The sequence below is a fragment of the Halobaculum gomorrense genome, assembly GCF_900129775.1.
Classification (GTDB): Archaea; Halobacteriota; Halobacteria; order Halobacteriales; family Haloferacaceae; genus Halobaculum; species Halobaculum gomorrense.
The window spans coordinates 204,149-230,148 of record NZ_FQWV01000003.1; the positions used below are offsets into that span (position 1 = coordinate 204,149).

The 26,000-nt window shown below is 70.7% G+C and carries 23 protein-coding genes and 1 pseudogene; 12 read left to right on the forward strand and 12 right to left on the reverse strand.

The annotated features are described in order from the left end of the window. Positions 1-42: 42 nt before the first annotated feature. Positions 43-609 (reverse strand): hypoxanthine/guanine phosphoribosyltransferase, encoded by a 567-nt coding sequence (hpt, locus tag BUE16_RS07250; RefSeq protein ID WP_073308072.1) that lies wholly within the window; start codon positions 607-609, stop codon positions 43-45. A gap of 155 nt (positions 610-764) precedes the next feature. Here hpt and mbhE point away from each other — a divergent pair, with 155 nt between their 5' ends. From mbhE to mnhG, 7 genes and pseudogenes are all read left to right on the forward strand, one after another. After that, positions 765-3,182 carry a hydrogen gas-evolving membrane-bound hydrogenase subunit E gene (gene mbhE, locus BUE16_RS07255; protein ID WP_073308074.1) on the forward strand — a complete coding sequence of 806 codons (2,418 nt, stop codon included), beginning with the start codon at positions 765-767 and terminating at the stop codon, positions 3,180-3,182. Between the two features lie 98 nt (positions 3,183-3,280). Further along, positions 3,281-3,724 (forward strand): MnhB domain-containing protein, encoded by a 444-nt coding sequence (locus BUE16_RS07260; RefSeq protein ID WP_073308473.1) that lies wholly within the window; start codon positions 3,281-3,283, stop codon positions 3,722-3,724. Continuing rightward, positions 3,721-4,044, forward strand: a pseudogene (locus tag BUE16_RS07265) (sodium:proton antiporter); the annotation flags it as partial. The gene BUE16_RS07260 and the pseudogene BUE16_RS07265, both read left to right, overlap by 4 nt. Positions 4,045-4,172: 128 nt before the next feature. After that, positions 4,173-5,969, forward strand: coding sequence for a complex I subunit 5 family protein (locus BUE16_RS07270; protein ID WP_073308076.1), 1,797 nt, complete (start codon positions 4,173-4,175; stop codon positions 5,967-5,969). Further along, positions 5,966-6,553 carry a Na+/H+ antiporter subunit E gene (locus tag BUE16_RS07275; RefSeq protein ID WP_394327423.1) on the forward strand — a complete coding sequence of 196 codons (588 nt, stop codon included), beginning with the start codon at positions 5,966-5,968 and terminating at the stop codon, positions 6,551-6,553. The genes BUE16_RS07270 and BUE16_RS07275 overlap by 4 nt, the downstream gene beginning before the upstream one ends. Next, entirely contained in the window at positions 6,550-6,846 is a 297-nt protein-coding gene (locus BUE16_RS07280; protein WP_073308081.1) for a monovalent cation/H+ antiporter complex subunit F, read from the forward strand. Before BUE16_RS07275 ends, BUE16_RS07280 begins: the two co-directional genes overlap by 4 nt. Beyond that, the gene (gene mnhG / locus BUE16_RS07285) at positions 6,843-7,241 is read left to right on the forward strand and encodes a monovalent cation/H(+) antiporter subunit G (RefSeq protein ID WP_394327420.1); all 399 of its coding nucleotides are present in this window, start codon (positions 6,843-6,845) and stop codon (positions 7,239-7,241) included. The genes BUE16_RS07280 and mnhG overlap by 4 nt, the downstream gene beginning before the upstream one ends. 52 nt (positions 7,242-7,293) lie before the next feature. Here mnhG and coaBC read toward each other — a convergent pair whose 3' ends face one another. The 3 genes from coaBC to BUE16_RS07300 form a co-directional block, all read right to left on the reverse strand. Continuing rightward, on the reverse strand, positions 7,294-8,496 hold the full coding sequence (gene coaBC / locus BUE16_RS07290) for a bifunctional phosphopantothenoylcysteine decarboxylase/phosphopantothenate--cysteine ligase CoaBC (RefSeq protein WP_073308085.1): 1,203 nt from the start codon (positions 8,494-8,496) through the stop codon (positions 7,294-7,296). Between the two features lie 75 nt (positions 8,497-8,571). Further along, positions 8,572-9,390: an FAD-binding protein gene (locus tag BUE16_RS07295; protein ID WP_073308087.1), complete on the reverse strand. Its 819-nt coding sequence runs from the start codon at positions 9,388-9,390 to the stop codon at positions 8,572-8,574. A 74-nt stretch (positions 9,391-9,464) separates the two neighbouring features. Then, positions 9,465-11,396, reverse strand: coding sequence for an ABC transporter ATP-binding protein (locus tag BUE16_RS07300; protein WP_073308089.1), 1,932 nt, complete (start codon positions 11,394-11,396; stop codon positions 9,465-9,467). A 107-nt stretch (positions 11,397-11,503) separates the two neighbouring features. Here BUE16_RS07300 and BUE16_RS07305 point away from each other — a divergent pair, with 107 nt between their 5' ends. Then, complete coding sequence (locus BUE16_RS07305; RefSeq protein ID WP_073308091.1) at positions 11,504-12,775, forward strand: sensor histidine kinase; 1,272 nt, start codon at positions 11,504-11,506, stop codon at positions 12,773-12,775. A gap of 45 nt (positions 12,776-12,820) precedes the next feature. Here BUE16_RS07305 and BUE16_RS07310 read toward each other — a convergent pair whose 3' ends face one another. The 6 genes from BUE16_RS07310 to BUE16_RS07335 form a co-directional block, all read right to left on the reverse strand. Beyond that, a complete protein-coding gene (locus BUE16_RS07310) occupies positions 12,821-13,735 on the reverse strand; it encodes an AEC family transporter (protein ID WP_073308093.1) in 915 nt (304 codons plus the stop codon). Positions 13,736-13,837: 102 nt separating this feature from the next. Then, the gene (locus tag BUE16_RS07315; RefSeq protein ID WP_073308095.1) at positions 13,838-14,707 is read right to left on the reverse strand and encodes an ABC transporter ATP-binding protein; all 870 of its coding nucleotides are present in this window, start codon (positions 14,705-14,707) and stop codon (positions 13,838-13,840) included. After that, positions 14,704-15,852, reverse strand: coding sequence for a FecCD family ABC transporter permease (locus BUE16_RS07320; protein WP_073308097.1), 1,149 nt, complete (start codon positions 15,850-15,852; stop codon positions 14,704-14,706). The genes BUE16_RS07315 and BUE16_RS07320 overlap by 4 nt, the downstream gene beginning before the upstream one ends. A gap of 90 nt (positions 15,853-15,942) precedes the next feature. Beyond that, positions 15,943-17,130 (reverse strand): ABC transporter substrate-binding protein, encoded by a 1,188-nt coding sequence (locus BUE16_RS07325; protein WP_073308099.1) that lies wholly within the window; start codon positions 17,128-17,130, stop codon positions 15,943-15,945. 102 nt (positions 17,131-17,232) lie between these two features. Further along, complete coding sequence (locus tag BUE16_RS07330) at positions 17,233-18,150, reverse strand: DUF7551 domain-containing protein (protein ID WP_073308101.1); 918 nt, start codon at positions 18,148-18,150, stop codon at positions 17,233-17,235. A 113-nt stretch (positions 18,151-18,263) separates the two neighbouring features. After that, on the reverse strand, positions 18,264-19,496 hold the full coding sequence (locus tag BUE16_RS07335) for an ABC transporter substrate-binding protein (RefSeq protein WP_073308103.1): 1,233 nt from the start codon (positions 19,494-19,496) through the stop codon (positions 18,264-18,266). Positions 19,497-19,624: 128 nt separating this feature from the next. Between BUE16_RS07335 and BUE16_RS07340 the strand changes: the two genes are divergently transcribed. Continuing rightward, a complete protein-coding gene (locus BUE16_RS07340; RefSeq protein WP_073308106.1) occupies positions 19,625-20,167 on the forward strand; it encodes an SRPBCC family protein in 543 nt (180 codons plus the stop codon). Positions 20,168-20,301: 134 nt separating this feature from the next. Further along, the gene (gene trkA, locus BUE16_RS07345) at positions 20,302-21,639 is read left to right on the forward strand and encodes a Trk system potassium transporter TrkA (RefSeq protein ID WP_073308108.1); all 1,338 of its coding nucleotides are present in this window, start codon (positions 20,302-20,304) and stop codon (positions 21,637-21,639) included. A gap of 33 nt (positions 21,640-21,672) precedes the next feature. Here trkA and BUE16_RS07350 read toward each other — a convergent pair whose 3' ends face one another. Then, positions 21,673-22,770: an iron transporter gene (locus BUE16_RS07350; RefSeq protein ID WP_073308110.1), complete on the reverse strand. Its 1,098-nt coding sequence runs from the start codon at positions 22,768-22,770 to the stop codon at positions 21,673-21,675. Between the two features lie 164 nt (positions 22,771-22,934). Between BUE16_RS07350 and BUE16_RS07355 the strand changes: the two genes are divergently transcribed. Together BUE16_RS07355 and BUE16_RS07360 are read left to right on the forward strand one after the other, a co-directional pair. Then, on the forward strand, positions 22,935-24,206 hold the full coding sequence (locus BUE16_RS07355; RefSeq protein ID WP_073308112.1) for an outer membrane protein assembly factor BamB family protein: 1,272 nt from the start codon (positions 22,935-22,937) through the stop codon (positions 24,204-24,206). A 65-nt stretch (positions 24,207-24,271) separates the two neighbouring features. Continuing rightward, positions 24,272-24,568: a hypothetical protein gene (locus BUE16_RS07360; protein ID WP_073308114.1), complete on the forward strand. Its 297-nt coding sequence runs from the start codon at positions 24,272-24,274 to the stop codon at positions 24,566-24,568. A 74-nt stretch (positions 24,569-24,642) separates the two neighbouring features. Here the strand turns inward: BUE16_RS07360 and BUE16_RS07365 are convergent, their stop codons facing one another. Continuing rightward, complete coding sequence (locus BUE16_RS07365) at positions 24,643-25,989, reverse strand: Dyp-type peroxidase (protein WP_234972345.1); 1,347 nt, start codon at positions 25,987-25,989, stop codon at positions 24,643-24,645. Between the last annotated feature and the right edge of the window lie 11 nt (positions 25,990-26,000).

Below are 26,000 nucleotides of genomic sequence, written 5' to 3' on the forward strand. Positions count from 1 at the left end.
TTCGCGGAGTTCCAGGCGGGCCCCTCGGGGAGAAACGGCGTCTCAGTCGTCGCCGTCCTCGTCGACGATGACGACCTCGCCGTCCTCGACGGTGACGTTGATCAGCGTCTTCACGGAGTGGTCGGTGTCGTCGAGCTTGTTCGGGCCGGCCTTCTTGATGACGGCGACCACATCGACCACGTCGGCGCCGATGTGGGTGAGCGCATCGAGGATGCCCTTCATCGTGCCGCCAGTCGAGAGCACGTCGTCGAGCACGAGCACCTTGTCGCCCTCGAATACGTCGTTGATGTACATCTCGCCCTCGGAGTAGCCCGTCTCCTGCTGGAGCGCGACCTCCCCGTCGAGGCCGTACTCGCGCTTGCGGATGACGACCAGCGGGATGTCGGTCATCAGCGACAGCGCCGTCGAGATGTGGATCCCCATCGCGGCCGGCGTGACGATCTTGTCGACATCTTCGATCTGGGCCTTCCGGATGATCCGGATGACGATCTCGCGGAGGAGTTCCGGCTCGAGCATGGGAACCCCGTCGCTGATCGGGTGGACGAAGTACTGGTACTCTCCCTTCTCGATGATCGGCGCATCCAGCAGGGACTGGCGCAGGCGGTCCATGCCGCCGGTACCGTCACGGAGGTGAAAAGCGCGGCGGATCCCGGTAGCGCTCGGGTGCGCGTCCCGCCCCACGACGATGCACGAGGGGCGGGTCGCCGGCGCTACCGACGGTCGATTCGGGAACACCTAAGTCCGCGACAGCCGACCGCGGACGTGTGCTCGAAACAGTTCTCGCCGTGGTGTTCCTCCCGTTCGTGGGGGCCGCCCTCACGCCGCTCGTCTATCGGGTGCTTGGGGAGCGCACGGCGTACTACGCGGCCGCCGTCGCGGCCGTCTGCCTCGGGCTCGTCACCCGGCTGTACCTGACCGGCGCCCACGGGGTCGCGGCCGTCGAGTGGGTCCCGTCGCTCGGCGTCTCGTTGGCGTTCTACGTCGACGGGCTGGCGCTACTGATCTCGTTTCTCGCCTCGGGCGTCGGGGTGCTCATCCTGACGTACTCGGGGGGGTACATGCACGGTGAACCGGGACAGGCGAAGTACTACGCCACGCTGCTGGCGTTCATGGGCTCGATGCTCGGCGTCGCGCTCGCGGGCGACCTGTTCGCGCTGTTCACGTTCTGGGAGCTGACGAGCCTTTCGTCGTTCCTGCTCATCGGCCACTACACGAGCGAGGCCGACAGTCAGTACGCGGCGCGCAAATCCATGCTCATCACCGTCGCTGGCGGGCTGTTCATGCTCGTCGGCTTCCTCCTGCTGTCGTGGGCGGGCGACACCACCCTCATCGCCGGGGAGGGGTCGCTCACCGCGAACGCGGGCGGGGTGATCGAGACGCTCCGAACCGCCGGGCTGTTCGTTCCGACGCTGCTGTTGCTCGCCGTCGGCGCGGCGACGAAGTCCGCGCAGGTGCCGTTCCACGTCTGGCTGCCCAACGCCATGGAGGCGCCGACGCCGGTGTCTGCGTTCCTCCACTCGGCGACGATGGTGAAGGCGGGCGTGTACCTCGTCGGCCGGTTCCGACCGTTCTTCCTGTCGGAGACCGCGGGCGGCCACGGCGCCGCCGCGGCGGAGGCCGCCGCCGCGCTCGTCCCCGAGTGGACGGTCGTGTTCGCGACGCTGGGACTGGTGACGATGACCGTCGCGGCCGTGCTCGCGGTGGGGTCGACCGACATCAAGCAGCTGCTCGCGTACTCGACGGCCTCGCATCTCGGACTCATCGTCGCCGCCTTCGGGATCGCCAACTCCTACGGTGCGGAGGGCGGGGCGTTTCACATCCTGAATCACGCCTCGTTCAAGGCGGCGCTGTTCCTCGTCGCGGGGATCGTCGCCCACGAGGCCGGCACCCGGCGGATCGACCGCCTCTCGGGGCTGCGACACGACCTGCCGGTCACCGCGATCGTCGCCGCGGTTGCGTCGCTGTCGATGGCCGGCGTTCCACCGTTCAACGGATTCTACTCCAAGGAACTGCTGTTCGAGGCGACCTACGAGTACGCCCACGAGATCGGCGGGCTGACGTGGGCGTTCCCCGTCGTCGCCGTCCTCGGCTCGGTGTTTACGTTCCTCTATTCGATCAAGTTCCTCTCGCTGTTCCTCGGCGAGCGCGACGAGGCGTTGGGTCACGTGCACTCGCCGCCGCTGTCGATGCTCGCGCCGCCGGCCGTCCTCGCGGTCGTCGTCGGGGTCGTCAGCCTCGACCCGATGATCGCGGTGAACGCGATCGTCGGCGAGGTGTACGGGTCGACCGTCCCCGGCGAGGCGCACTCGTTCACCGTCGGCCTGCCGACCGCGCTCAAGCCGGCCGTCGTCATGAGCGCCGTCACGATCGGCGTCGGCGCGCTCGCGTGGCCCCAGTACGACCGGATCCACGACGGCGTCCGGTCGGCGCTGCGGGGTCCGGTGCGGGCGGACTGGTGGTACGACAACGCCGTGGCGGGGCTGACGGCGCTGTCGAAGCGGGTTGTCCCTCGCGTCCAGAACGGCCTCGTGCGCACGTACGCCGCCTGGGTGCTGGTCGGAGCCAGCGCGCTGGCGGTCGGCGGGTACGTCGCAGCCGGCGTCGAACTCCCCGCGCTGGCGGTGCCGGCGGAGACCACCGTCGCCGTGAGCGTCGTCCTCGCGGTCGCCGTCGTGGGGGCGATCGCGGTGACTGACGCCCCCTCACACGTCGCCGGAGTGCTCACCCTCTCGATCCTCGGGTTCATGGTCGCGGTGTTCTACGTCCTCGCGGACGCGCCCGACCTCGCGCTCACGCAGTTGACCGTCGAGACGCTCGTCCTCGTCATCTTCCTCCTCGTCCTCGATCGACTGCCGGCGTGGTACGGCGAGACCGACCGACTCACCGCCGTGCGGGACGCGGCCGTCGCGGGCGCGGTCGGACTCACGGTCGCCGGGACGGTGCTGGTCTCGACGGCGGCGTCGCCGGACACGATCGCAGAGGGGCTGATCGCCCGCGCGGGCCTCCCGCCGGGGGAACACGTCGGACTGTTCACCGACTACGGCGGCGGCCAGAACATCGTGAACGTCATCCTCGTCGATCTGCGCGCGTTCGACACGATGGGCGAGATCTCCGTCGTCGCCATGGCCGCCCTGTCGGTGCTCACGCTGATCCGGATGCGCGAGCGGGGTGAAGCGCAGTGAGCGACGACGCCGTCGCCGGCGACCGCTCCGCTGCGGCCGACCGCGAAGCGGCGACCGAACGCGCCGTCCGCGAGAGCTATGACCGCCACACGACAGTCATCGCGCGCACGGTCGTCCGGGTCGTCGTTCCGATCATCCTCGTGACGGCCGTCGGGCTGCTGCTACAGGGACACAACCGACCGGGTGGCGGCTTCATCGGCGCGGTCCTGACCGCGACCGCGTTCGTGCTCGTGTACGTCATCTTCGGGATGGAGTACCTCCAGGACGACTTTCTGGGCCTCAGAGCGGCCGATGGCGGCTCTCACGCAGCCGTCGAGTACTACCGGTGGCTGTTCGCGGCCGGCCTCGCGCTGGCAGCCGGGAGCGGTATGGCTCCGTTGATCGCGGGACTCCCGTTCCTGACGCAGGCCGTCCTGTTCTTGCATCACATCCCGCTGTACGGCGAGTTCGAACTCGCCTCGGCGTTCGCCTTCGACCTCGGGGTGTATCTCACGGTCGTCGGCGGGCTGCTCACGGTCCTCGGGGAGGTGGGTTCCGAATGACCGCGCAGGTGGTGCTCGCGGCGACGCTGGGCCTGCTGTTCGCGCTGGGGACGTTCCTCGTCCTCCGGCGCGACGTGGTTCGCGTCGTCTGGGGCGTCTCGATCATCTCGCAGGCCGCGAACGTCTACCTCATAACGATGGGCGGGCTGTCGGGGGGCGCGCCGATCGGCTCATTCGGCGAGGGCGCGCCCCCGACGGACCCGCTCGTGCAGGCGCTGGTGCTCACCGCCATCGTCATCGGCTTCGGGACGACGGCGCTGGCGCTGGTGCTCACGTACCGGGTGTACGAAGAGCACGGCACGATCGACACGCACGCACTGGCGGAGGCCGACCCCGACCGCGCGTCCGCCGACGGCGGGACGGCGAACCGAGCCGTGACCGCGACCCACGACGGACCCCTCGACACGGAGACCACAGACGACAGAATGACTCACGGAGGTGACGAGCGATGACCGGTCAGATCGTCATCGCACCGATGCTGGTGGCACTGAGCACGGCGATCCTCGCGCTGTTGGCCCGCTTCGACGGCCGCGTCGAGAAGGCCGTGAGCCTCGTCGGCGCCGGCGGCTACGCCGTCGCCGTGGCGGCCCTGTTCGACGCGGTCGTGCTCGCGCCGGGCGGGCCGACGACGCTCACGTACGGCGTCTCCGACTGGCAGGCGCCGTTCGGGATCGTCCTCGTCGCCGACGCGCTGTCGGCGTTCATGCTCGCGCTCGCGGCGCCGGTGGTCGTCGCCGCGGCGGTCTACTCGGTCGTGTCCGTCGACGAGCGGGGACAGCGGCTGTCGTACCACCCGCTGTTCCATTTCATGGTCCTCGGGGTCTCCGGCGCGTTCCTCACTGGCGACGTGTTCAACCTCTTCGTGTGGTTCGAGGTGATGCTCATGTCCAGTTACGTGCTCGTGCTGTTCTACTCGGGGCGCGAGCACACGCGGGCCGCCCTCGGCTACGTCGTCCTCAACCTCCTCGCGTCGGCGCTGATGCTCGTCGCCATCGGCGGGCTGTACGCCACGACGGGAACGCTGAACATGGCGGACATGGCCCGACGACTCGCCGATCCGGCGGCCTATGGCGTCGCGGTCGCTCCCACGTTGGGCCTCGGCGCGCTCCTGTTGTCCGTGTTCGCCGTGAAAGCCGGGACGGTCCCGTTCCACTTCTGGGTCCCGTCGGCGTACCGCGCGGCGCCCGCGCCGGTCACCGCGGTGCTCGCCGGTGTCGTGAAGAAAGTCGGTGTGTACGCGGTGATACGCCTGTTCTTCACCGTCTTCGGCGGCGCCGCCTATGCGAGCACCTCGACGTTCGCGTACGTCGGGCCGGTGCTCATGCTGTTGGCCGGTGCGTCGATCATCCTCGGGGGCGTGGGCGCCGCGGGCCGCGAGGACGTCGACGGGCTGCTGGCGTTCTCCAGCATCGGACAGGTCGGCTTCATCGTGCTTCCGTTGGGGGCCGCGATGACCGTTCCCGCGGCGACGACGACGCTCGCCGGCGCGGAGACGATGCTCGCGGTTCTCGGCGTGACGGCCGCGCTGGTGTACTCGCTGACCCATGCGCTCGCGAAGCCGCTGCTGTTCCTCGCGTCGGGGACGATCCGCTCCGCGCTGGGGACGACCGACTTCGCGCAGTTGGGCGGTCTCGCGCGGCGCACCCCGCTGCTCGCGGGGGGGTTCCTGCTGGGCAGCCTCGCGCTCGTCGGCGTCCCGCCGATCCTCGGGTTCTTCGGGAAACTGCTCGTGTTTCGAACGGTCGCGGAGGGGATCGCCGCCGGCATGCCTGCCGGCGCGCTCGCGGCCGCGACCATGCTCGTGGGTGCCATCCTCACCATCGCGTACGTCACCCGGGGGTGGAATCAGGTGTTCTGGGGCGAGCCGACCGAACGGGTGCAGCAGCTGATCCCGGTGCGGTGGGGTCGCAGCAGGTTCGCCGGCGACGGCGACGCGGGTTCCAGCAGCATCGCGCCCGACGGCGGTCCGTCGACGGTCACCGACCGCGCGCTCGTCGTGCAGGTGGCCGTCGTGGTCGCGCTGGCGCTCGGGCTGGTCGGTCTCGGCGTGGGCGCAGAGGTCGTCGTCGACGCCGCCACGGACGCCGCGCACGCGGCGACCGGCACCGACGCGTACGTCGAGGCGGTCGCGCCGGTCGACCCCGGCGCCGAGTACAGTCCGTCGCACGCCGCCGGCGCCGCGAACGCGTCGGACGGAAGCCACAGCCTCGACGCGTCGGCGGCGGTCGACGGGGGTGAGCGCTGATGCGTCGTTGGATCTCCAACGCGGTGGCGTTCACGGCGCTGTGGATCTTCGTCCGGGGCGTCGAGCTGACGCCCGTGCGCCTCGTCGAGGAGGGCCTGATCGGCCTGCTCGTGAGCCTCCCGCTCGCGTACGCCGTGCGGAACTTCTACGGCCGAGCACCGGTCGCCCGGAGCATCCGGGTGCTCCCGTCCGTCGGCCTGTACCTGTTGGTGTTCCTCCGGGAGCTGCTCGTGGCGAACGTCGCCGTCGCGCGGACCGTCGTCTCGCCGTCGCTACCGATCGACCCCGCGGTCGTGGAGGTTCCGCTGCGGGTCGAGTCGGACGCCGCGGTGACGACCATCGCGAACTCGATCACGCTGACGCCCGGAACCCTGACCATGGACTACGACGCAGACGCCAACAGCCTATACGTGCACAGCCTCGACGGCGACGACATCCTCGACCCGATCCGGACCTGGGAGGACTACGCGCTCGTGATCTTCAACGAGCCGTTGAAGCCCGGCGACCCGGTGCCGGAGCCGCGTGACGCCGCCGCCGACAGCGACACCACCGCCGCCGACAGCGACGACGGAGGTGAGCGATGACCGAAGCGTCCGCGCTCGGCGGCGTGCTTCCGCTCGTGTTGCAGGGGGCGCTCGTGCTGTCGGCAGTGCTCACGCTCGCGGTCGGCTACCGCGTCATCACCGGACCGACGACGCCGGACCGCGTCGTCGCCCTCGACGTGATCGGAACGAACGTCGTCGCGATAGCCGCGCTGTACGCGATGATCCGGGGATTGGGCCTGTTTCTCGACGTGGCGCTCGTGCTCGCGATCATCGGATTCATCAGCACCGTCACCGTGGCTCGGTACGTGACCGAGGGGGACATCATCGAGTGACCATGGCCGGAGCAATCGCAACCGCGCCGCCCGGACCGCTCGTGTCGCTGTTGGTCGTCGCGCTCGTCGTCGTCGGGTCGTTCTTCCTCACCGTGGGGACGATCGGCCTGCTGCGGCTGCCGAACGTGTACAACCGCCTGCACGCCACCTCGAAGGCGACGACGCTCGGCGCCTCCGGCATCGCGCTCGCCGCCTGGGCGTACTTCGGCCCCGGTGGCGCGGGGATGAAGGCGCTGGTGACGGTGCTGTTTCTATTCTTGACGGCGCCGACGGGCGGACACATGATCTCCCGGGCGGCCCAGCGCATGGGCGTCGAGTTCGAGGAGGGCGTCACCTGGCCGGGTCGCGTCGACGAGACGCCCGAGCAGCCCGCCGACGGAAACGAGCACGACTGAAGCGACGAACCGAACGGGCCGTCACCGACGCTGCCTCTGCCGGCACGACGGGCTACGCGCGGCCGGCCAACTCGGACGCCAGTTCGTCCGCGATACGCAGCCCCAGGTCGAGCTTCTCGCCGGCGACCTCGCGCGCCTCGTCCGCGCGCACGATCAGCGCGCGCGTCTCGGCCTCGCCCATGACGGCCGCGTCGTTGGCGACGACGAACGCGAGGTCGGCGCGCGCGAGCGTCTCGCGCGCCTTGCCGGCGAGCGCCTCGTCGTCGCCGCCGGATTCGGCCTTGAACCCGACGAGCGGGAGATCGGGGTACTCCCCACGCACGGTGTCCAACAGCTTCCGCGTCGGCGTCAGATCCAGCGTCAGCGACTCCGCGCCCGAGCGGATCTTCCCCTCGGCGGCCTCGACGGTGTAATCCGAGATGGCCGCCGCCGAGATGAGCGCGTCGGCGTCCGCGCACGCCTCGACGGCGGCGTCGGTCATCTCGGCGGCCGACTCCACGTCGACCACGTCCGCGTACGGTAGTTCGCTGCTCTCGGGCCCCCCGCCCGCCCGGCTCGCGTCGTGCAGGAGCGTCACGTCGGCGCCGCAGACGTGGAGCGCGCGCGCGACCGCCCGCCCCGTCCGGCCGGACGCGCGGTTGGTGAGCACGCGCACGTCGTCGACGGCCTCGCTGGTCGCGCCCGATGTGACGACGACCCGCCGACCCGCCAGCGGCCGGTCACCGGCCGCACGGGCCGTCTCGGTCACGATCGCCGTCTCGGTCGCGATCTTCGCTTTCCCCTCTTCGATCCGCGGGTCGACGAATGCGACGCCCCACGACTCGACACGGTCGATCGCCTCCAGCACACCGGGATGGTCGTACATCGGCTCGTGCATCGCGGGCGCGCACACGACCGGGACGCCCGCCCCCAGCGCGGTCGTCGCGCACGTCGTGACCGGCGTGTCGTCGACCGCGGCAGCGATCTTGCCGACGGTGTTGGCCGTCGCCGGCGCCAGCAGCAGCACGTCGGCCCAGCCGTCGCGCCCGCACAGCTCGACGTGCTCGACGCCGCCGGTGATCTCGGTGACGACATCGCGCTCGGTCGCGAACTCGACGGCCCACGGGTGGACGATCCCGGTCGCGGCGTCGGTCATCACCGCGCGGACGGCGGCGCCGTGGCGGCGAAGCTCGTGGGCGAGTTCGACCACTTTGACCGCCGCGATCGAACCGGAGACGCCGAGGGCGACGTTGGTGTCGGCGAGGAGGTCGCTCATCGGCCGTGAGATAGGAGGGTTCAGATGGTAAAGCCTCGCGGTGTGTGAGCGACCCCGCCGTCGGCCGCGGGCGCGTCAGTCCTCGCGCCCGGCCGCCCCGCCGCCGCCGTCCTCGTACCACTCGTCGTCGACGCGACCGAGGTCGTCGTCGACGAGGCTCGGGTGCGTCCGCTGGCGGTCGGGGTGTTCCTCGGCGAAGTACTCTCGCATCGTCTCTCGGGACTCGGCGGCGCGGCGCTCCCGCTCGGCGGCGGTGATCTCCTCGCAGCCCGGGGGTACCTCGCGCCCGCGGTCGGTGAAGTACCCCGCCGGGACGACCCAGTCGTGGTAGAACGGTACCTCCGCGTCGTGCAGGAGGGTGATCGCCGCCTCCGCGCCGTGGCCCGCGGCGACGACGGCCTGGTGATAGCGCTCGGCGAGCCGACCGGCCGCGTACACGCCGTCGACGGACGTTCGCCCGAGGGCGTGCTCCTCGACGTAGCGCTTGCTCCCGGCGTCGCGAACGTCGACGCCGAGCCCGTCGAGGTAGTCCGCGTCGGCCCACGACGCCGCGACGACCCGCGCCGCCGTGACCGCGGACCCATCGTCGAGCGCGGCGGTGAAGGCGCCGGCCTCGCCGGTGACCCCCTCGACGAGCCCCGACCGAACGTCGGCGCCGCTGTGCTCGGCCTGCTCGCGGAGCAGATCGGCGAACAGCCGGGGGTTCACGCCCGCGGGGAAGCCGGGGACGTTCTCGAGGTGGGCGTTGCGCCGGAGGATGGACTCGTCGCCGGCGACCACGAGCGTCGCGAGGTCGGCGCGCGCGAGGAACGTCGCCGCGGTCAGGCCGGCGCCGCCGCCGCCAACGACGAGCGCGTCGTAGTCGGCGTCGGTGTCGAGCGTCGTGTCGGTCATGGTCTGAGAACCGCGAGCGACCGGCAAGAAGGGCTCGGAAGCGGTCGCGGACGACGGTCCGACGAGGTGAGGGCTCAGTCGTCGCCCGACGGGCCCGCGAGCTCGGCCTGCCGCTCGCGCGCCCGCTCGACGAACTCCTCGGGCAGCGATTCGATCTCGCCGGCCTGCACCCCCCACAGCTTCGCGTACAGCCCGTCGGCCGCCAGCAGCTCCTCGTGTTCGCCGCGCTCGACGACCTCGCCGCCCTCCAACACGAGCACCTCGTCGGCATCCTTCACCGTCGAGAGGCGGTGGGCGATGACGAACGTCGTCCGGTCGGCCGCGAGCCGATCGAGGCTGCGCTGGATCAGCAGCTCGGTCTCCGTGTCGACCGCCGAGGTGGCCTCGTCGAGGACGAGCACGTCCGGGTCCTGCAGCACGACGCGGGCGATTGAGAGGCGCTGCCGCTGGCCGCCCGAGAGCTTCACGCCGCGCTCGCCGATCCGGGTGTCGTAGCCGTTGGGGAGGTTCTCGATGAACTCGTGGGCCTCGGCGGCCCTCGCGGCCTCGCGAACCGCCTCGTCGTCGGCGTCGAAGCGGCCGTACCGAATGTTCTCCGCGACGGTCCCGTCGAAGAGGTAGGTGTCCTGGCTGACGTAGCCGACGGACTCGCGGAGGCTCCGCAGCGTCACCTCGCGCACGTCGCGGCCGTCGATCCGCACGGCGCCGTCGTCCACGTCGTACAGCCGCATGAGGAGCTTCAAAAGCGTCGACTTCCCGGCGCCGGTGGGGCCGACGAGCGCGACCGTCTCCCCGGGGTCGACCGCGAAGTCCACGTCGCGGAGGACGAGGTCGTCCTCGCCGTCGTACGCGAAGTCCACGTGGTCGTACTCGATGTGGCCCTCCACGCCGTCGAGTTCGACGGCGTCCTCGGCGTCGGTGACGCGCGCCGGGATGTCCTGCAGCCCGAACACGCGCTCGCAGGAGGCCTTGGCGTTCTCGTACTGCGAGACGATGTTCGACACCTCCGCCAGCGGCGTGACGAACCGCTGGGTGAGAAACAGGAAGGTGACGAACGTCCCCGCCCGAAGCTCCCCCGTCAGCGGCCCCGGCGCGCTCCCGGAGACGATCCACAGCCCGCCGACCACGAACGTTGCCGCGAACGCGATGCCGGCGAACAGCTCCATCCCGGGGCGGTACACGTAGTTGAGCCGGAGCATCGCGAGCGTCTTGCGGAAGTAGTCGTGGGAGGTGTCCTCGACGCGACTCGTCTCGTAGGCTTCAGTGCCCGTGGTCTTCACCAGCTGGATGCCGCCGAGGGCGTTCTCCAGGCGGGTGTTGAGGTCGGCGACCGCCTCGCGCTGGGCGGCGTACCGGGGCTCGACCGCCCTCATGAACCAGTAGGTGAACAGCACCATCCCCGGGACGACGACGAGGGTGACGAGCGCGAGCTGGGCGTTGCGCTCGAACAGGATGACCCCGATCCCCAGCAGCATCACCCCGAGGCGCACGGAGTTCTGGAGCGCGTCGTCGAGGAAGCGCTCGAGGTTCGTCGCGTCGTTGTTGAGGACGGACATGACCTCGCCGGTCTGCTTGTCGTCGAAGAACGTCATGTCGAGGTCCTGCATCTTCGCGTACGAGTCCGTCCGCACGTCGTGCATGACGCGGTGGGCGAAGTTGTTGGCGGCGACGCCGTACACCCACGTCAGCGCCGCGGTCACGGCGAAGGCGCCCACGATCAGCCACGCGGAGAACCAGAACTGCGCCACGTCGGGCGCGGTCGTCGGGAGCCACGCTGTCGGGACCAGCGGCAGCGCGTACGGCTGGTCGCCGGTGAAGGCGGCGTCGATGGCGATGCCCAGCACCAGCGGCGGCAGCAGGCTCGCGCCGCGGGCGACGATGTTGGCCGCCATGCCGACGAGGAGCCACGGCCGCTTGTCGAGCCCGTACTCGGTGAACAGGCGGTACAGCGGCCGGTCGACGCGGTCGCGGTACACGTCGAAGGTGCTCTCCGCTTCTATGCTCATTACGTTTCGAAACCGACGCGGGCGACTTAGGCGACCCGGTCGGGGACGGTCTCATCGGTGATAGCCGGACGAACACCCATTTGAACCTCTGCGACGGCGTCACGTGTATGAACGGCGTTTCGGGGACGGACCGGTCGGAGACGGACGCGCCCGATGCAGACGACGGGGTCGCCGGTCACGAGGACCTCCAGGCGCTCGTGATCGATGCCTCGACCACGCTGTTGTCGGCGAACCCGGACGAGCTCGACACGAAACTCACGTGGACGCTCAGGTCCGTCGCGACCGGTCTCGGAGCGGACTACGCGGGTGTCTACGAGGCGGTCGACGTGGTCGACGAGGCCGGACAAAGAGACGATCACGGGCACGAGGACTTCGTACGTCGGTACGGGTGGCACCGAGACGCCGCCGGCGGGACGGATTCGTCGTCGGGCGTCGAGGCGGCGACGGCTCCGGCCCTCGATCGCATCGACGGGGGCGACGCTGTCCGCATCGCTGGCGACGATCGTGCCGGCGTCGAGGCGGCGACGGGGCTCGGTGATCAAGCGCCCGCCGGCGACGGCCCCGCGGGGAGCGAGCGGACGAGCGACTGGAGCGTCCTCGCGGTCCCGATCGTCCGCGAGTACGAACTGTGGGGCGCGCTCCTGTTCGTCGGCGGCACCGACCGCCGGCGGTGGGCGGACCACGAGGTGGTTCTCGTCCGCTCGCTGGCGGACCTGATCGCCAGTTCGTTCGAGCGGGTGGAGCGGGAGCGACGCCTCACCGCGCAGAACGACCGCCTGGAGGAGTTCGCGGAGGTCGTCTCACACGACCTTCGGAACCCCTTGAACGTCATGACGGCGTCGGTCGACCTGGCCGAGCGGACCGGCGATCCGGAGTACTTCGAACGGGCGGCCCGGGCCGCAGACCGGATGGACGGCATCATAGAGACGGTCCTCGGGCTCTCGCGTGCGGGTCGGGACATCGGCAGCACCGAGACGGTCGAGATCGGAAGGGTCGCCCGCGCGGCCTGGACGGCCGTCGACACCGAGAGCGCGAGCCTCGTCGTCGACGCGCCCGGGCAGTACAGCGCCGACGAGCGGCGCCTGCGCGACGTGTTCTCGAACCTCTTTCGGAACGCGATCGACCACGCCGGCAGCGATGTCACCGTCACGGTCGGCGGCCTGGACGGCGACCGGGACGGCTTCTACGTCGCCGACGACGGACCGGGGCTGCCCGACGGCGCCGACGGCCTGTTCGAACGGGGCGCGTCCGGAGCGTCCGGCGGGACCGGTCTCGGGCTGACGATCGTCCGCCGCGTCGTCGACGCGCACGGGTGGGACATCCGCGCGACCGACGGCGAAGCCGGCGGCGCGCGGTTCGACATCGTCGTCGACCCCTGACCGCCGCCGGTCGACACGTGGCCGATCCGGCGTCGGGAGCTGCCGTCACCCGACGAGCCACAGCACGGGCAGCAGCGTCACCGCGGAGGCGACCGTCGTCGCGAACACGTCGACCGACGCGAGGCCGTCGTCGCCGCCGAGCGCGCTGGCGTACACGAACGTCGAGACGGCCGTCGGCATCGCGAACATCACGACGCCCGCCCGCACCGTCGAGGGCGTCCCGCCGAGCGCGGCGAACACGGCGAACGCGATCAGCGGCATCCCGAGCAGCTTCATCGCCGCGACGGTCCCGACGGTGGGATAGTCGATCGCGGCGCCGTCGAGCGCGAGCGACGCCCCCACCCCGAGCAGCGCGAGCGGCAGCGCCGCCTCCGCGACCCACGAGAGCCCGGTCGCGACGGCGGCCGGCGGCGCCCACCGCGCGGCCGCGGAGGCGAGTCCCGCGCCCAGCGCGAGCAGGACCGGGTTTCGAAGCAGCGAGACGGCCTCGCTCGCGAGGTCGGCGTCGGCGTCGTTCACCACCGAGAGAATGACGACCGTCGCGGGCACGTGGACGAGCGCGCCGACGCCGAGGATCACGCTCGCCTTGCCTGCCTCGACGGTGCCGGCGCCGAACGTGACGGCGACGAGCGGAACGCCGAGAAACCCCAAGTTGGCGTGGTACGACTGGACGACGGCGACGCTCCGGGTCGCGGCGTCGCCGCGCGGGCGGTGGACGAGCCAGCTCAGGCCGATGCCGACCGCGAGCGCGACGACGACGCCGGCGACGAACGTGACCGACAGCACCTCGCCCAGCGGCTGCCCGTAGGTCGAACTGTACACCAGCGCGGGCAGCGCCAGGTAGAACGCGGCGTCGGTGAGCGCGTCGCGCCGGCGCGGCGTGAGCAGGCCGACCCGCCGGGCGGCGACGCCGACGCCCAAGAGCGCGAGCATGGACGCGAGGTTCGAGGCGACGGACACGGGAGTCGTCGGGAGTCGGCGAGGGCGACGGTTTACGGTTGCGCTCCCGGTCGAGCGCGCGGCGCCGGGCGCCCGCCGTCGACGCGGACGGCGGGGGCGCGGCTACTCGTCGATCGCCCGTCGCGGCGTGACGCGCGGCCCGTCGGGGCCGAAGCCGACCTCCGCGTCGACGCCGAACACGTCGCGCAGGAGGTCCTCGGTGACCACTTCGTCGGGCGGCCCCCACTCGTAGGGCTCGCCGTCCTTGAGGGCGATGAGGTTGTCCGCGAAGCGGGCCGCCTGCCCGATGTCGTGCAGCACCACACAGACCGTGACGCCGTGGTCTTCGTTCAGGTCGCGGACGGCGTCGAGCACCCGGAGCTGGTGATGGAGATCGAGGAACGTCGTCGGCTCGTCCAAAAGCAGCGCGTCCGTCTCCTGAGCCAGCACCATCGCCAGCCACGCGAGCTGTGCCTGCCCGCCGGAGAGCCCGCCGACCTCTCGATCGGCGAGATGCCTGACGCCGACGCGCTCGATCGCGTGGTCGACCGCGCGGTAGTCCGCCTCGCGCATCCCCTCGAAGAAGCCTCGGTGCGGGTAGCGACCGTGCGTCGCGAGTTCCCGGACCGTCGTCGAATCGGGCGCGACGTGGTCCTGCGAGAGGAGGCCGAGTCGGCGTGCCAACTCGGTGGTATCGTACTCATCTACGTCGGAGCCGTCGAACGTCACTGTGCCGCGATCCGGGGACAGCTCCGCGTTCATCGACTTCAGCAGCGTCGACTTGCCGCTCCCGTTGGGGCCGATGAGCGCCGTGATCTCCCCCGCCGGCACCTCCAGGCGTTCAGCCTCGACGACGGGGTCGCCGTCGCCGTACGACAGCGCGATGTCGTGGACCGACAGCGGCGGAGACCCGCCCGCTCCGGAGGCGGTCGCCGCCTCGCCGTCGTCGTCGCCGTCGGCCGCGTCGGTTCCGGTCGTCTTCTCGGCGCTCATACGTCCCCCATGCCGTCCTGCTTGCGCATCAGGTACAAGAAGTAGGGGCCGCCGATGAGCCCGGTGACGATACCGACCGGCAGCTGCGCGGGCGACAGCGCGAGCCGCGCGCCGACATCCGCGAGCGTGACCAGCGCGGGCCCGGCGAACACGCACGCGACGACGAGCCGCTTGTAGTCGGAGCCGACGAGCTGGCGGACCATGTGCGGGACGATAAGCCCGACGAAGCTGACGATGCCCGCGACGGCGATGGCGGTCCCCGCCGCGAGCACCGCGACCCCCGAGAGGGCGAACCGCACCCGCTCAACGGACATGCCGAGCGACCGGGCCGTCCGCTCGCCCAGCAGCAGCACGTTCAGCTGCCGGGCGCCCACGAGCGTCAGCGGAAGCGAGACGAGCGTCCACGGGAGCGCCATCCGGACCTGCTCCCAGTCGACGCCGGTGAGCGAGCCGGTCGTCCACGCCAGCGCCGACTGGACGACGCCGAGGTCGTTCGCGAAGAAGAACAGCCCCGTCTGGAGCGAGCCGAACACCGTCGAGACGATGACGCCCGCGAGGATCAGCCGCACCGGGTTCGTCCCGTTCTTCCACGCGATGGCGTACACGAGCAGGAACGCCGCCGCGCCGCCGCCGGCCGCGATGAGCGGGAGGAACCCGGCCAGCCCCGAGAAGACGATGAGCGTTAGCAGGATCGCGAGCCCCGCGCCCGCGGAGACACCGAGGATGAACGGCGACGCGAGCTCGTTACGCGTGACCGCCTGAAACACCGCTCCCGAGACCGCGAGGTTCGCGCCGACGAACACGCCGACGAGCACTCGCGGCATCCGGATCTGCCAGACGATGAGCGTCTCCTTCGGCAGATCGACCGCGGCGGTCGATATCCCGAGCGCGCCGGCGACCGCGTTTCCGATCCCCTCGCCGAGGAACAGCCGCAGGAGCACCTGCGGGTTCGTCCAGACGACGGGGTCGAATACGGCGCTCCACGCCGTCGCGACCGACATGGTGAACGCGCCGAAGCTCACCTGGATGAGCCCCGAGAGGACGACGACAGCCGTGCTCGCGACGATCACCGTCAGTAGCGACGAATCCACCCACGAGAACGGGCCGTCCAGGTCCGGCACCGTCTCGCTCGTCTCACTCGCCACACCGACCCCTCCGTCGAGTCATACAGTTTAGGTCGCCCTAACTGTTCAAAAGCGTGTCGAAGCGGGTGACCGAACGACCCGACGAGGGGATCAGGCCTCGCCGTTGATCGCCGCCGACAGCTCCGCCCGCGAGAACAGCTCCCCGGAGAACCGGTCGGGGAAGTACAGCGTCGCGAACCGTTCGAGGTTGAACAGGTGCTGGAGCGGACCCTGATAGATGGGGCCGCCACGGAACACCCGCCCCTCCTGGACGGCGGTCAGCTCGGAGGCGACATCGTGCTGCTTCATGAACGCGAGCACGGTGTCTCGGAACTCCGCTCTCGTCTGGCCCTCGTGGCCCCGGATGAGGATCGAGTCGGGATCGACCTGAAGCATCGTCTCGTAGTCGATCTGGCCGCGGTCGTTCGTCGAGAGGCCCTGGATCCCGGTCCCGGCGAGCGCGTCGGAGAGCCCGAGATCGTGGAACTGCTTCTTGTTCGTTCCCAGCCCGGAGAGCCGGTAGGGGTAGAACACCTCGGGCTCGTTGCCCGCGGCGAACGTGAGCAGCGCGTTCGGTCGCGCGTCGGGCGACGGGAGCTTCGCCTGCACGTCGGCGACCATCTCGTCGTGGATCTGCTTGACCGCCTCGTAGCGGTCGTGACGTTGGAACACCTGCGCGACCTTCTCGAAGGCGCCGTACATGGTGTAGTAGCGGTAGGTGTGCCAAGAATCGGTCCGCCGGAAGATCGTATTCCCGATGAACGGTCCGACGTCCTCTCGAACGTTCTCGAGGTCGGACTGTTCGAGCTTGAAGTAGCCGTTGTTGAGGAGCCACTGCGGGTCGATCAGGTGCACGTCGCTGTCGAGCTCGTAGAACAGCTCCGAGTCGATGGCGTAGGAGTCGCCGAGCAGCTGCGTCGGCTCAGCGTTTGCGCGCACGCCGTCGAGTTCGTCGACGTGGTCGGTGTAGTAGCGCGCGGTGTTACCGACCGCGAGCAGGTCCTCGCCCTTGCCCAGCGCGATACCCATGTCTGCGTAGCCGGACTCGTAGACGGTGAACGTCTCCGGCACCGCGTCGAACGTCACATCGCCGACGGGAGCCATGGTCACCGTGTAGGGCTCGGTCCCCGTGTCCGTTGCCGTCTCCGTCGCGGTCGGCTCGGCCGTCGCAGTTGGCGTCCCCGATTCGGTCGTGCGCTCGTCCCCCTCACTCCCCCCGGAAGAGGACGTACAGCCCGCCAGCCCGCTGATCAGTGCACCCGCGCCCAGTCCGACGAATCGCCGTCTGTTCAGGTCCATACGTTTTCGGGCGGCCTAATCCAAAGTAATACTTTCGAAGTTTAGGCAACCCAAATTGAGAGCGGACTGCCAGTTTCCGTCGGGGGCCTTCGTCCGACCCCGTCACCGCTCCGTCTCGACGCTGGTCAGGCCGAGCGACTCGCATTCGGGGTTCGTCTCCAAGGTGAGCCGCCACGACCCGGACGCGGTTCGGACGGCGTCGGTGATCGCCACCGCCCGAACCGACGCGCGCCCGAACAGCGCGATCACGACGGGGAGCGTGATCAGGCGGCCGTCGGCGTCGTCCGCGAGCGCGTAGCCGTCGAGTTCGACGTGCCAGCGCCGCGCCGACTCGTCGATGTCGACCGTCGGAGCCGACACCGAGTACGACCGGAGCATCCCCACCGACCGCAGGCGACCGAGGATCGACTCGACGGGGTCGCCTCGTCCGGGGGCGCGCTCGACCGACATCCGCTCGCCGGCCGAGCAGAGGACGCGGAGTGTCTCCTCGCCGTTCAGGCGCTCGGCGAGCTCGACCGCGATACTCCGAAGCAACTGAAGACACAGTTCGTCCGGCTCCTTGACCGATTCGGCCGCGTCGAAGTATTCGTCCATGATGGCGTCCTGGAGCACCGCGTGCGGCGAGTCGGCGATCGCCTCGAAGACGGCGCCCGCGACCGAGTGACAGAAGTCGATCGCCGACCCCGCCGACGGGCGACCGCCGGCGGGATCGGGCGCCGAAGCCGGGTCCGCGTGCGGGGACTCGACCGCGAGCGCCCGACGCGTCGGAGTCGACACTCCGGGACAGTCGACGGCGATGAGGTCGCACACCGGCACCTGTGGATCGTACCGCCTGAGGGCGGCCCGATACTGCGCCGCACACCGGATCGCCGCGCGAGCGGTCTCGCGGCTCTCGAACGCCAGTCCGTCGACCGGGACGGGCCGCTCGCCGGTTCGCCCACAGCACACCCGATACGCGCCGCTCGGGTCGGCGAGCGATTCGATGTGGCGGCGGAGGTCGACGAGTGTCGTTCCGATCATCGGTCGCGGGTCGGTGGCGGCCGTCAGGCATCGCCGTTCGGTTCTCGGCCGGCGGCCGGTGGCCGACACCCGTCGCGGGTGACGGTCTCCCCGGGGTCGCCGTCGCGGTCGGGCTACTCGGCGTCGCCGGCGACCGCGTCGGCGACGCGGTCGCGGTCGAACAGGCGTTCGGCCTCGGGGAGCTCCGGGTAGGGGTCCCCGTGCTCGTACTCCGGCCACTCGCCGAACTGCTCGGGGTACAGCTGCTTCGCCGTCATCTCCAGCTGGAAGAGGTTCATCAGGGGCCCCTGAACGGGCGTCGCCGACGGGTAGAAGCGGTCGTTGCGGATCGCCGCGAGCTCCCCGCCCACGGGGTCGTTCGCGATCGTCTCGCGGATCGACGCAACGTCGTAGTAGGAGTTGATGCCGTACTGGTGGAGGATCACGTCGGGGTCGACCTCCAGCAGCGTCTCGTAGTCGTACGTCGTCCCGAAGCCGGCGTCGGTCCCGGCGAACGCGTCCGTCGCGCCCAGCGGCCGGACGTGTGCGTTCCCGAACCCCGGCGCGTTGATCTTCGAGGGGTAGAACGTCCCGTCGAAGAAGATCCCCTCCGCCACCGAGGGGCGTTCGGACTCCGGCGGGAGCCCCGCCTCGATGGTCGCGATCAGGTCGTCGTGGACCGCCGCGAGACGCTCGGCCCGCTCGGACGCTCCGAAGAGCGCGGCGACACGCTCGCTGATGTCCCACAGCGTGTAGTACTCGTACTCCTCGCGCCACCCCTCGGGCGGCTGGCCGTGCGTCCGGCTGTACACGTTCCCGAACCACGGGCCCACGTTGGCCGCGATCTCCTCGATGTCGGCGCGCTCCCAGCCGTCGAAGGAGTCGATCAGCGCCGGGTCCATGAGATGCAGGTCGGAGTCGAGTTCGTAGAACAGCTCCTTTTCGACGCGGATCTCGCCCGAGCCGCTGTTGAGCTGCGCGAGGTCCTCGTAGTCGAATGAGACGCCGTTGAGGCGCTCGTAGTACGCGTCGAGCGTGTTCCCGCCGGCGGCCGCGTCGAACCCAAGAGAGTTCACCGCGTCGCCGTAGCCGTACGCGACGGCCATGTCCGCGTACAGGAGGCTGTACACCGAGAGGCTCGACGGCGCCGATTCGAGGGTCACCTCGCCGACCGGCGCCATCGACGCCGAGTACCCGGGAGCCGGCGTCGGCGTCGCGGTCCCCGGTTCGGTGCCTGCCGTCGCCGTCGATCGTCTCTCCGTGGTCTCCGTCGGTCCGTCCTCGGCGTCCGATCCGGTACACCCGGCCAGCCCCGCGGCCGCGGCGCCGACGCCCAGTTCGACGAACCGCCGTCGATTCAGATCCATGCGTTTCGGCTCGCCTAATCGAATATAAGCGCATCGGATTTTAGGCGAGCCGAAACAGACCCGAAGCGATCGCCGTCGGCCTCCGAACGACCCCGAACGCTTACTTCTCGTCCGGCAAACCCGAAGCCATGGACGAGCTCGTCGTCTCAACGGACGTGTACGTCCCCCCCGAGGAGGCGTACGAGTTCCTGTTGGACTTCCCGCGCTACGAGCGCTACAGCGAGTACCTCGACCGAGTGAGCCGCACCCACGGCGACGGCGGGGCGGGGACCCGCTACGCGCTCCGGTTCGCGTGGTGGAAGCTCACGTACACCGCTCACTCGGAGGTGACCGACGTGGACCCGCCGAACCGGATCGACTGGCGGGTCCGCAGGGACATCCGCGCGCACGGCTCGTGGCGGATCGAACCGCTGGATGAACTGCCCGCGGACGCTCCCGACGACGCGGCGGCCGGGTCGCGCGTGACGTTCGAGGTCCGGTTCGACGCGGAGAGCGCGGACGCCTCGGCCGTGTCGCTCCCGCCGCTGGTGTCGTTCGGGTGGGTGCTGGACAAGGTGACGGACCTGATCACAGAGGAGGCCGAGCGGGTCGTCCGCAGGGCCGTCTCGGACCTGGAGGGCCGCGAGCGCGACGTGACGCTCGTCGTCCGCGAGAGCGCCGACGCACTGTAGCCGTCAGACGGGGGCGTGGCGTCGATGTCGCGCCGATGTCGCGGCGGCGTCGTGTCGGCGTCGTGGTGACGTGACTCCGGAACGCTCATTTCGCTCGCTCGAGCACCAACGAGCATGACAGGGGTGGCCCCGCCGTGCGAGTCGTGATCATCGGCGCGGGACAGGTGGGAGAGCGTATCGCCGCGGACCTCGACGAGAGCCACGACGTGGTGATCGTCGAGCGCGACGCCGAGCGGTGCGAGGAGCTAACGTACTCGCTCGACGTGTTGACGGTCAACGGCGACGGGACCGCCGTCTCGACGCTCGAAGACGCCGAGATCGCCGACGCCGACATGGTCGTCGCCTCGACCGACGACGACGAGACGAACATCGTCGCCTGCTCGACGGCGAAGGCCGTCAGCGACGCGTTCACCGTCGCGCGGATCAAGAACACGGAGTACCTCCGCACGTGGGAGCGCTCGCAGTCGGCGTTCGGCATCGACTTCATGGTGTGCACGAACCTGCTCACCGCCGAGTCCATCGTTCGCGTCATCGGCCTCCCGGCCGCCCGCGACGTGGACCCGTTCGCCGACGGCAAGGTGCAGATGGCCGAGTTCGAGGTGAGCGAGACGAGCCCGCTGGCGGGACAGACCGTCAGCGAGGCCGACCGCTTCGACTCGCTCACGTTCGCCGCGATCATCCGCGAGGACGAGATCGTGATCCCCCGGGGAGAGACGGTGATCGAGGCGGGCGACCGCGCGGTCGTCATCGGCTCGTCCGGGAGCGTCCGCGGGTTCGCCGCAGACGTGGCGCCCGAGGAGCACGTCGGGACCGGCGAGGAGGTGGTCATCGTCGGCGGCTCGGAGATCGGCTATCACACCGCGCGCCTGCTGACTGACCGGGGCTTTTCGCCCCGGCTGATCGAACAGGACGAGGACCGCGCTCGAACCCTGGCCGAGAAGCTGCCCGAGGCGTTCGTGATGCAGTCGGACGCCACGGACGTGGGCTTTCTCGAACGCGAGCGCGTCGGCGACGCGGACGTGCTCATCGCCGCGCTTGACTCCGACGAGAAGAACCTCCTTTCGTGTCTACTGGCGACCCGCCTCGGGGTCGAGCGCACGGTCGCCGTCGTCGACCAGACCGCTTACGTCGACTTGTTCGAGACGGTCGGCATCGACGTGGGCGTCAGCCCGCGGGCGGTCGTCGCCGAGGAGATATCGCGGTTCACCCGGGAGGGAGGCGCCGAGAACGTCGCGCTCATCGAGGACGACCGCGCGGAGGTGCTGGAGGTCGAGGTGACCGAGGAGTCGCTGCTCGCGAACCGGCCGATCAGTGAATCGATCCACGACTTCCCGGAGTGCCTCGTCATCGGCGCGATCACCCGCGAGAGAGAGCTCGTCACGCCCCGCGGCGACACCGTGATCCGGCCCGGTGACCACGTCGTCGTCTTCTTCGAGACCACCGTCGTCGACGAGGTCACCTCGAAGCTGTAGGGGGTCCCGAGGGACGGCCACGGCGACGCGCGCTCACTCCACGGCGATCGTCCGCTCGGGCATCCCGCCGAGCAGGCCGCCGAAGGCGGTCTCGTACCCCTCGTGGCGGGCCACCTGCGGCCACACGGTCGGCGCCAGCGTCAGTTCGTCGCCCGACTCGACGGTCTCCCCGTCGAGGGCGGCGCCGTAGTGGTACGACAGGTCGGGATCGAGCGTCCGGGCGAGTTCGCCCGAGAACAGCTCTTCACCGTCGCGCGTCAGCGTCGCCTCCAGCCCCATCGCGGGGATGACCATCCGGTTGTACGGCGTGCGCGCAGACACGGCGAGGTAGGGGCCCGCGGCGTCGACCCCCGCCGGCGGCTCGTCGAGCGCGGTCGCGACCAGCACCGCGTCGTTGCTGTTCGCCTCCCCGAGCGCCGTCCCGGGGAGGTCGCCGACGGCGGGGGCGGTCGCGTCCGGGATCATCTCCATGTCCATCGGGTCGACGGCGCCCGGCGCTCCGGCGTCGTCGAGGATGCGGTAGGAGACCTCCTGCAGCTTCGACCGGGTGAACTCGAACTCGACGGGGATGTCCGCGGGTTCGGCGAAGCGGTCACCGAACGCGCCTGTCCGACGGGTGCGCACGCCGCCGACGGAGACGGTCGCTGTATAGGTGCCGTCGCCGTCGAGACCGAAGTTCGCGCCGTAATGAAAGCCCATGGGCTGGGAGAGCATCGGGTAGATGACTTCCTGGGAGACCAGCGAGCCGTCCGTCTCGATCTCCACCGAGAGCCCCGTCTCGGGGAGCACCTCGCCGGTCTCGGTATCCCAGACGCTCGCCATCAGGTGTACGTCGTCGTTCGACTGGATATCCGTCCGCTCGACCGACTCGCTGGTGACGTTCCAAAACCGGTGGGCGTACGAGTAGAACACGCCCACGGTGTAGTCCCCGGCCGACGCCATCCCCCCCATCTGCATCCCCTCGATGTGGCTCGGGAGGTAGACGCCGTCCGGGCGGTCCTCAACGACGGGCGGCGCTCGCGGCACGTCGCCGCCGGTCGCGAGCTCGAAGCCGAGGCAGCCGGAGACCCCCCCGGCCCCGGCGACGGCGCCGGTCGCCGCTGCGCTCCGCAGAAACGCTCGTCTGTCCATATGCACCCTGCGGGCTCGCCACGAAAGGGGATTCTGGTACACCCGTCGAACGGAGCGGTACGCCCGTCGAACCGACCTGTCCGTTCGCCGAACGGAGTGGTACGCCCGTCGAACGTCGGTCGAGAGGAGGAGCGCTTACCACGGGTCGCGTCGTCGCTCCGGCGATGGACGTTCGTATCGCCCTGACGGCCGCGGTCGTGACCTTGGCCGCCGTCGGCGGCGGCATCGCGGTATCGGGAGCGCTCGACGGGAGGATCGCCCTTGGGGGAGACAACGCCCTCGAGGAGCGCTGGGCGAGCGACACTGAGACCAGCATCGGCGCGAATCACCACGCGGTCGCCGCGGGGGTCGTCGACGGCGAGGGGCTCGTGTTCGCCCCCGTCAGCGGCGCCACGGGGAGCGGCGAGTGCCGCCTCGTCGCCCTCGACGGCGACACCGGCGATACGCGCTGGCGCGACGGCGTGCCGCCGGCGAACTGCACGCTCCACTCCGTCGCCGATCCCGCGATCGCGGATATCGACGGCGACGGCGCGGCCGAGGTCCTCGCCGCCTCGACGACGGAGGAGCTCGTCGGCTACGACGCGCGGACGGGCGCCGTGGAGTTACGGACGACGCTGTCGGCGTACGGCTACAGCCGCCCCGCGGTCGCCGACCTGGACGGCGACGGCACCGTCGAGGTGCTCGTCGTCGACGCCGTCGGGACCGTCCACGCGTTCCACGGCGACGGCGAGCGCGTGTGGACCGAGCCCCTCGACGGCAGCGCGTATGCGCCCCCGGGCGTCGGCGACTTCACCGGCGACGGCACCGCCGAGTTCGCCGTCGGCCTCGGCACGAGCGAGGTCGTCCTGTTCGACGCCGGCGGCGAGGTCGTCTGGGATCGCGACGCCTTCGGCGAGTCGGTCGCGTGGACCGCGACGGGAGACGTGACCGGCGACGACGCGGCGGAGTTCGTCGTCGCTACGACCGGCGGCACGGTCGCGGCGCTGGACGGCGCGACCGGCGACGCGCTGTGGACGCGGCAGATCGACGAGTTCGCCGCGGTGGGCGCCGTCGGCGACGGGGACGGCGACGGCGACCCAGAGGTGTACGTGACGGCGCGCGACCAGCGCCTCCGCGCGCTCGACGGCGCCACCGGCCGGACGGAGTGGACAGTTGATCTCGCAGAGGGGAGCGCACAGATGACACCGCCGCCCGCAATTGGCGACCTCGACGGCGACGGCTCCCTCGAAGTGGTCGCCGTCACCAACGGCGGGGTCGTCTCGGTGATCGACCCGGCAGCCGGGCGCGTAGTGGCGAGCTACACCCGCGACGAGGCGGTGTTCACCCATCCCACGCTCGCGGACGTGGACGGGGACGGCGACGACGAGGTGTTCGTCCCGTACGCGAACGGGCGGGTCGTCTCGTTGGACTCCGCCGACAACGGAGCCGATTCGTGACCGAACGCGGCGACCGCGGCGACCGGCCGAAATCGTATTGTGGCGAGCGGCCCTCCGGTACGGCGATGAGGTCGCGTCACGTTCGCCTCGGGGCGGTCGCTTCCGCCGTCGTGTTCGCGCTCGCCGCGCTGCCCGCCTCGGCCGCGGCCCACCCGAGCCACGTCGCCTCAACGCCGACGGGACCGCTGGCCGGAGCGTCGCCCGTGGGGGTCGGCATCGGACTCGCAGGACTCGCGCTGGTCTCCGGGGCGCTGCTGCTCGCCCGGGAGGGGGTCCTCACCGAGCGTGCGCGCAGCGCCGGGGTCGGCGCCGGCGCCGCGCTGGTGATCGCCGGCGCGGCGGCGGCGGTCCTGCTGGCGTAGCCGCCTGGATGCGTGGCTATCGGCTGGATGCGTGGCTATCGGCTGGATGCGTGGCTATCGGCTGGATGCGGGCGCTATCCCGCGGCCCCGTCGGGCGTCGGCAGCGCGCGCAGCGACCGCGGCGGCACGAGGAAGTACCCCCGGTGGCGCACGAAGATGTACTCAAGGATGCCGTTGTTGACGCGCTGGCGCACGGCCGGCGTCGCCTCGGTCGCGTCGACGCCGTTCATCGCCCGCCGAACCCCCTCGAACTGGTCGATCGAACGCTGGAGCGACGGGAAGTGGAGGCTGGCGATCCCCTCGTCGGCCGACTCGAAGTGCCGCCGGAGCAGCAGCGGGTTCCCGTCGCCGTCGCGGTTCGCCCTCGCGGCCTTCTGGGCGTGACCGACGCGCCCGTACTCCTTCGCGTTCGGGACGACCTCGTCGGTGAACCGGTCGATCCCGGAGTCGTCGCCGAGGTTCTCTCCCACCCCCTCGACGAGGTCGTTGACCGCGTGGCCGGGCGAGAACATCTCCATCACCTGTTGTTCGTGGTCCTGCTCGCCGTACCAGTCGCTCAGGCGCTGGCGCCAGTTGCCGACGGACTTGGTCGTCCCCTCGGCGAATGGCCCCTCGCCGATCGTCACGTCGTCCTCGGTCGCCTGGTTCTGCCGGAACCCCGCCATGAACCCCATGAACAGCGGTGACGCCTTCGGGACGGGGTTGTCCGCCGGGATGCCCTCGATCCCGTCGGCCTTCTGTCGCGGTATCCCCGCGCCGACGAAGCCGGTCCGACGCGCGTCGACCTCCAGCGCGTCCGTCAGCGCCGACGGGAACGAGACGCCGTTCGCCTCGTCGGCGTCCCCGGTGAGCGCGCGTTCGGCCGCCAGCAGCGCGTCGGGGCGGTCGGAGGCGAGGTGGACGAGCACGTCCTGGGTGTCGAACTCCGGCGTCTCGTAGTCCGCGAGCGGCGTCGGCTCCGGCAGCGACACGTCGTCGGGAACCGCGAGCGGGTCGCCGAAGCGCTCGAAGTAGCGCGGGGAGTACGCAGCCGAGTGGAGCAGCCCCTCGTGGCTCCACGCGTACGCTCGGTCGAGCGCGTCCAGCGCGCCCGCGACCGCCTCGCGGTCGGCGTCGGCGGGCGGGCCCTCGCGAGGGAAGGTCAGATACAGCAGCGTCTGGTGGGACGGGTACTGCCAGTTGCCGGCGTCGTCGGTGCGCACGAAGTCGTTCCAGGCGAACTGTCGCTCGGGGTGAGCGTCGGGACCGTCGCCCGCCGGCACCGGCTCCGCGCCGTCGAGTCGGTCGACGCAGGCGGCGAGCCCAGTCGCGCCGCCGACCGCGACAGCCGCCTTCAGCGCCTCGCGGCGCGAGAGGGCGTCCGCCGCCGAGTCGTCCGCGGGGGCGTCCGTGTCCGCATCGCTGGCGTCCGCGTCGGTCATACCCGACCTAT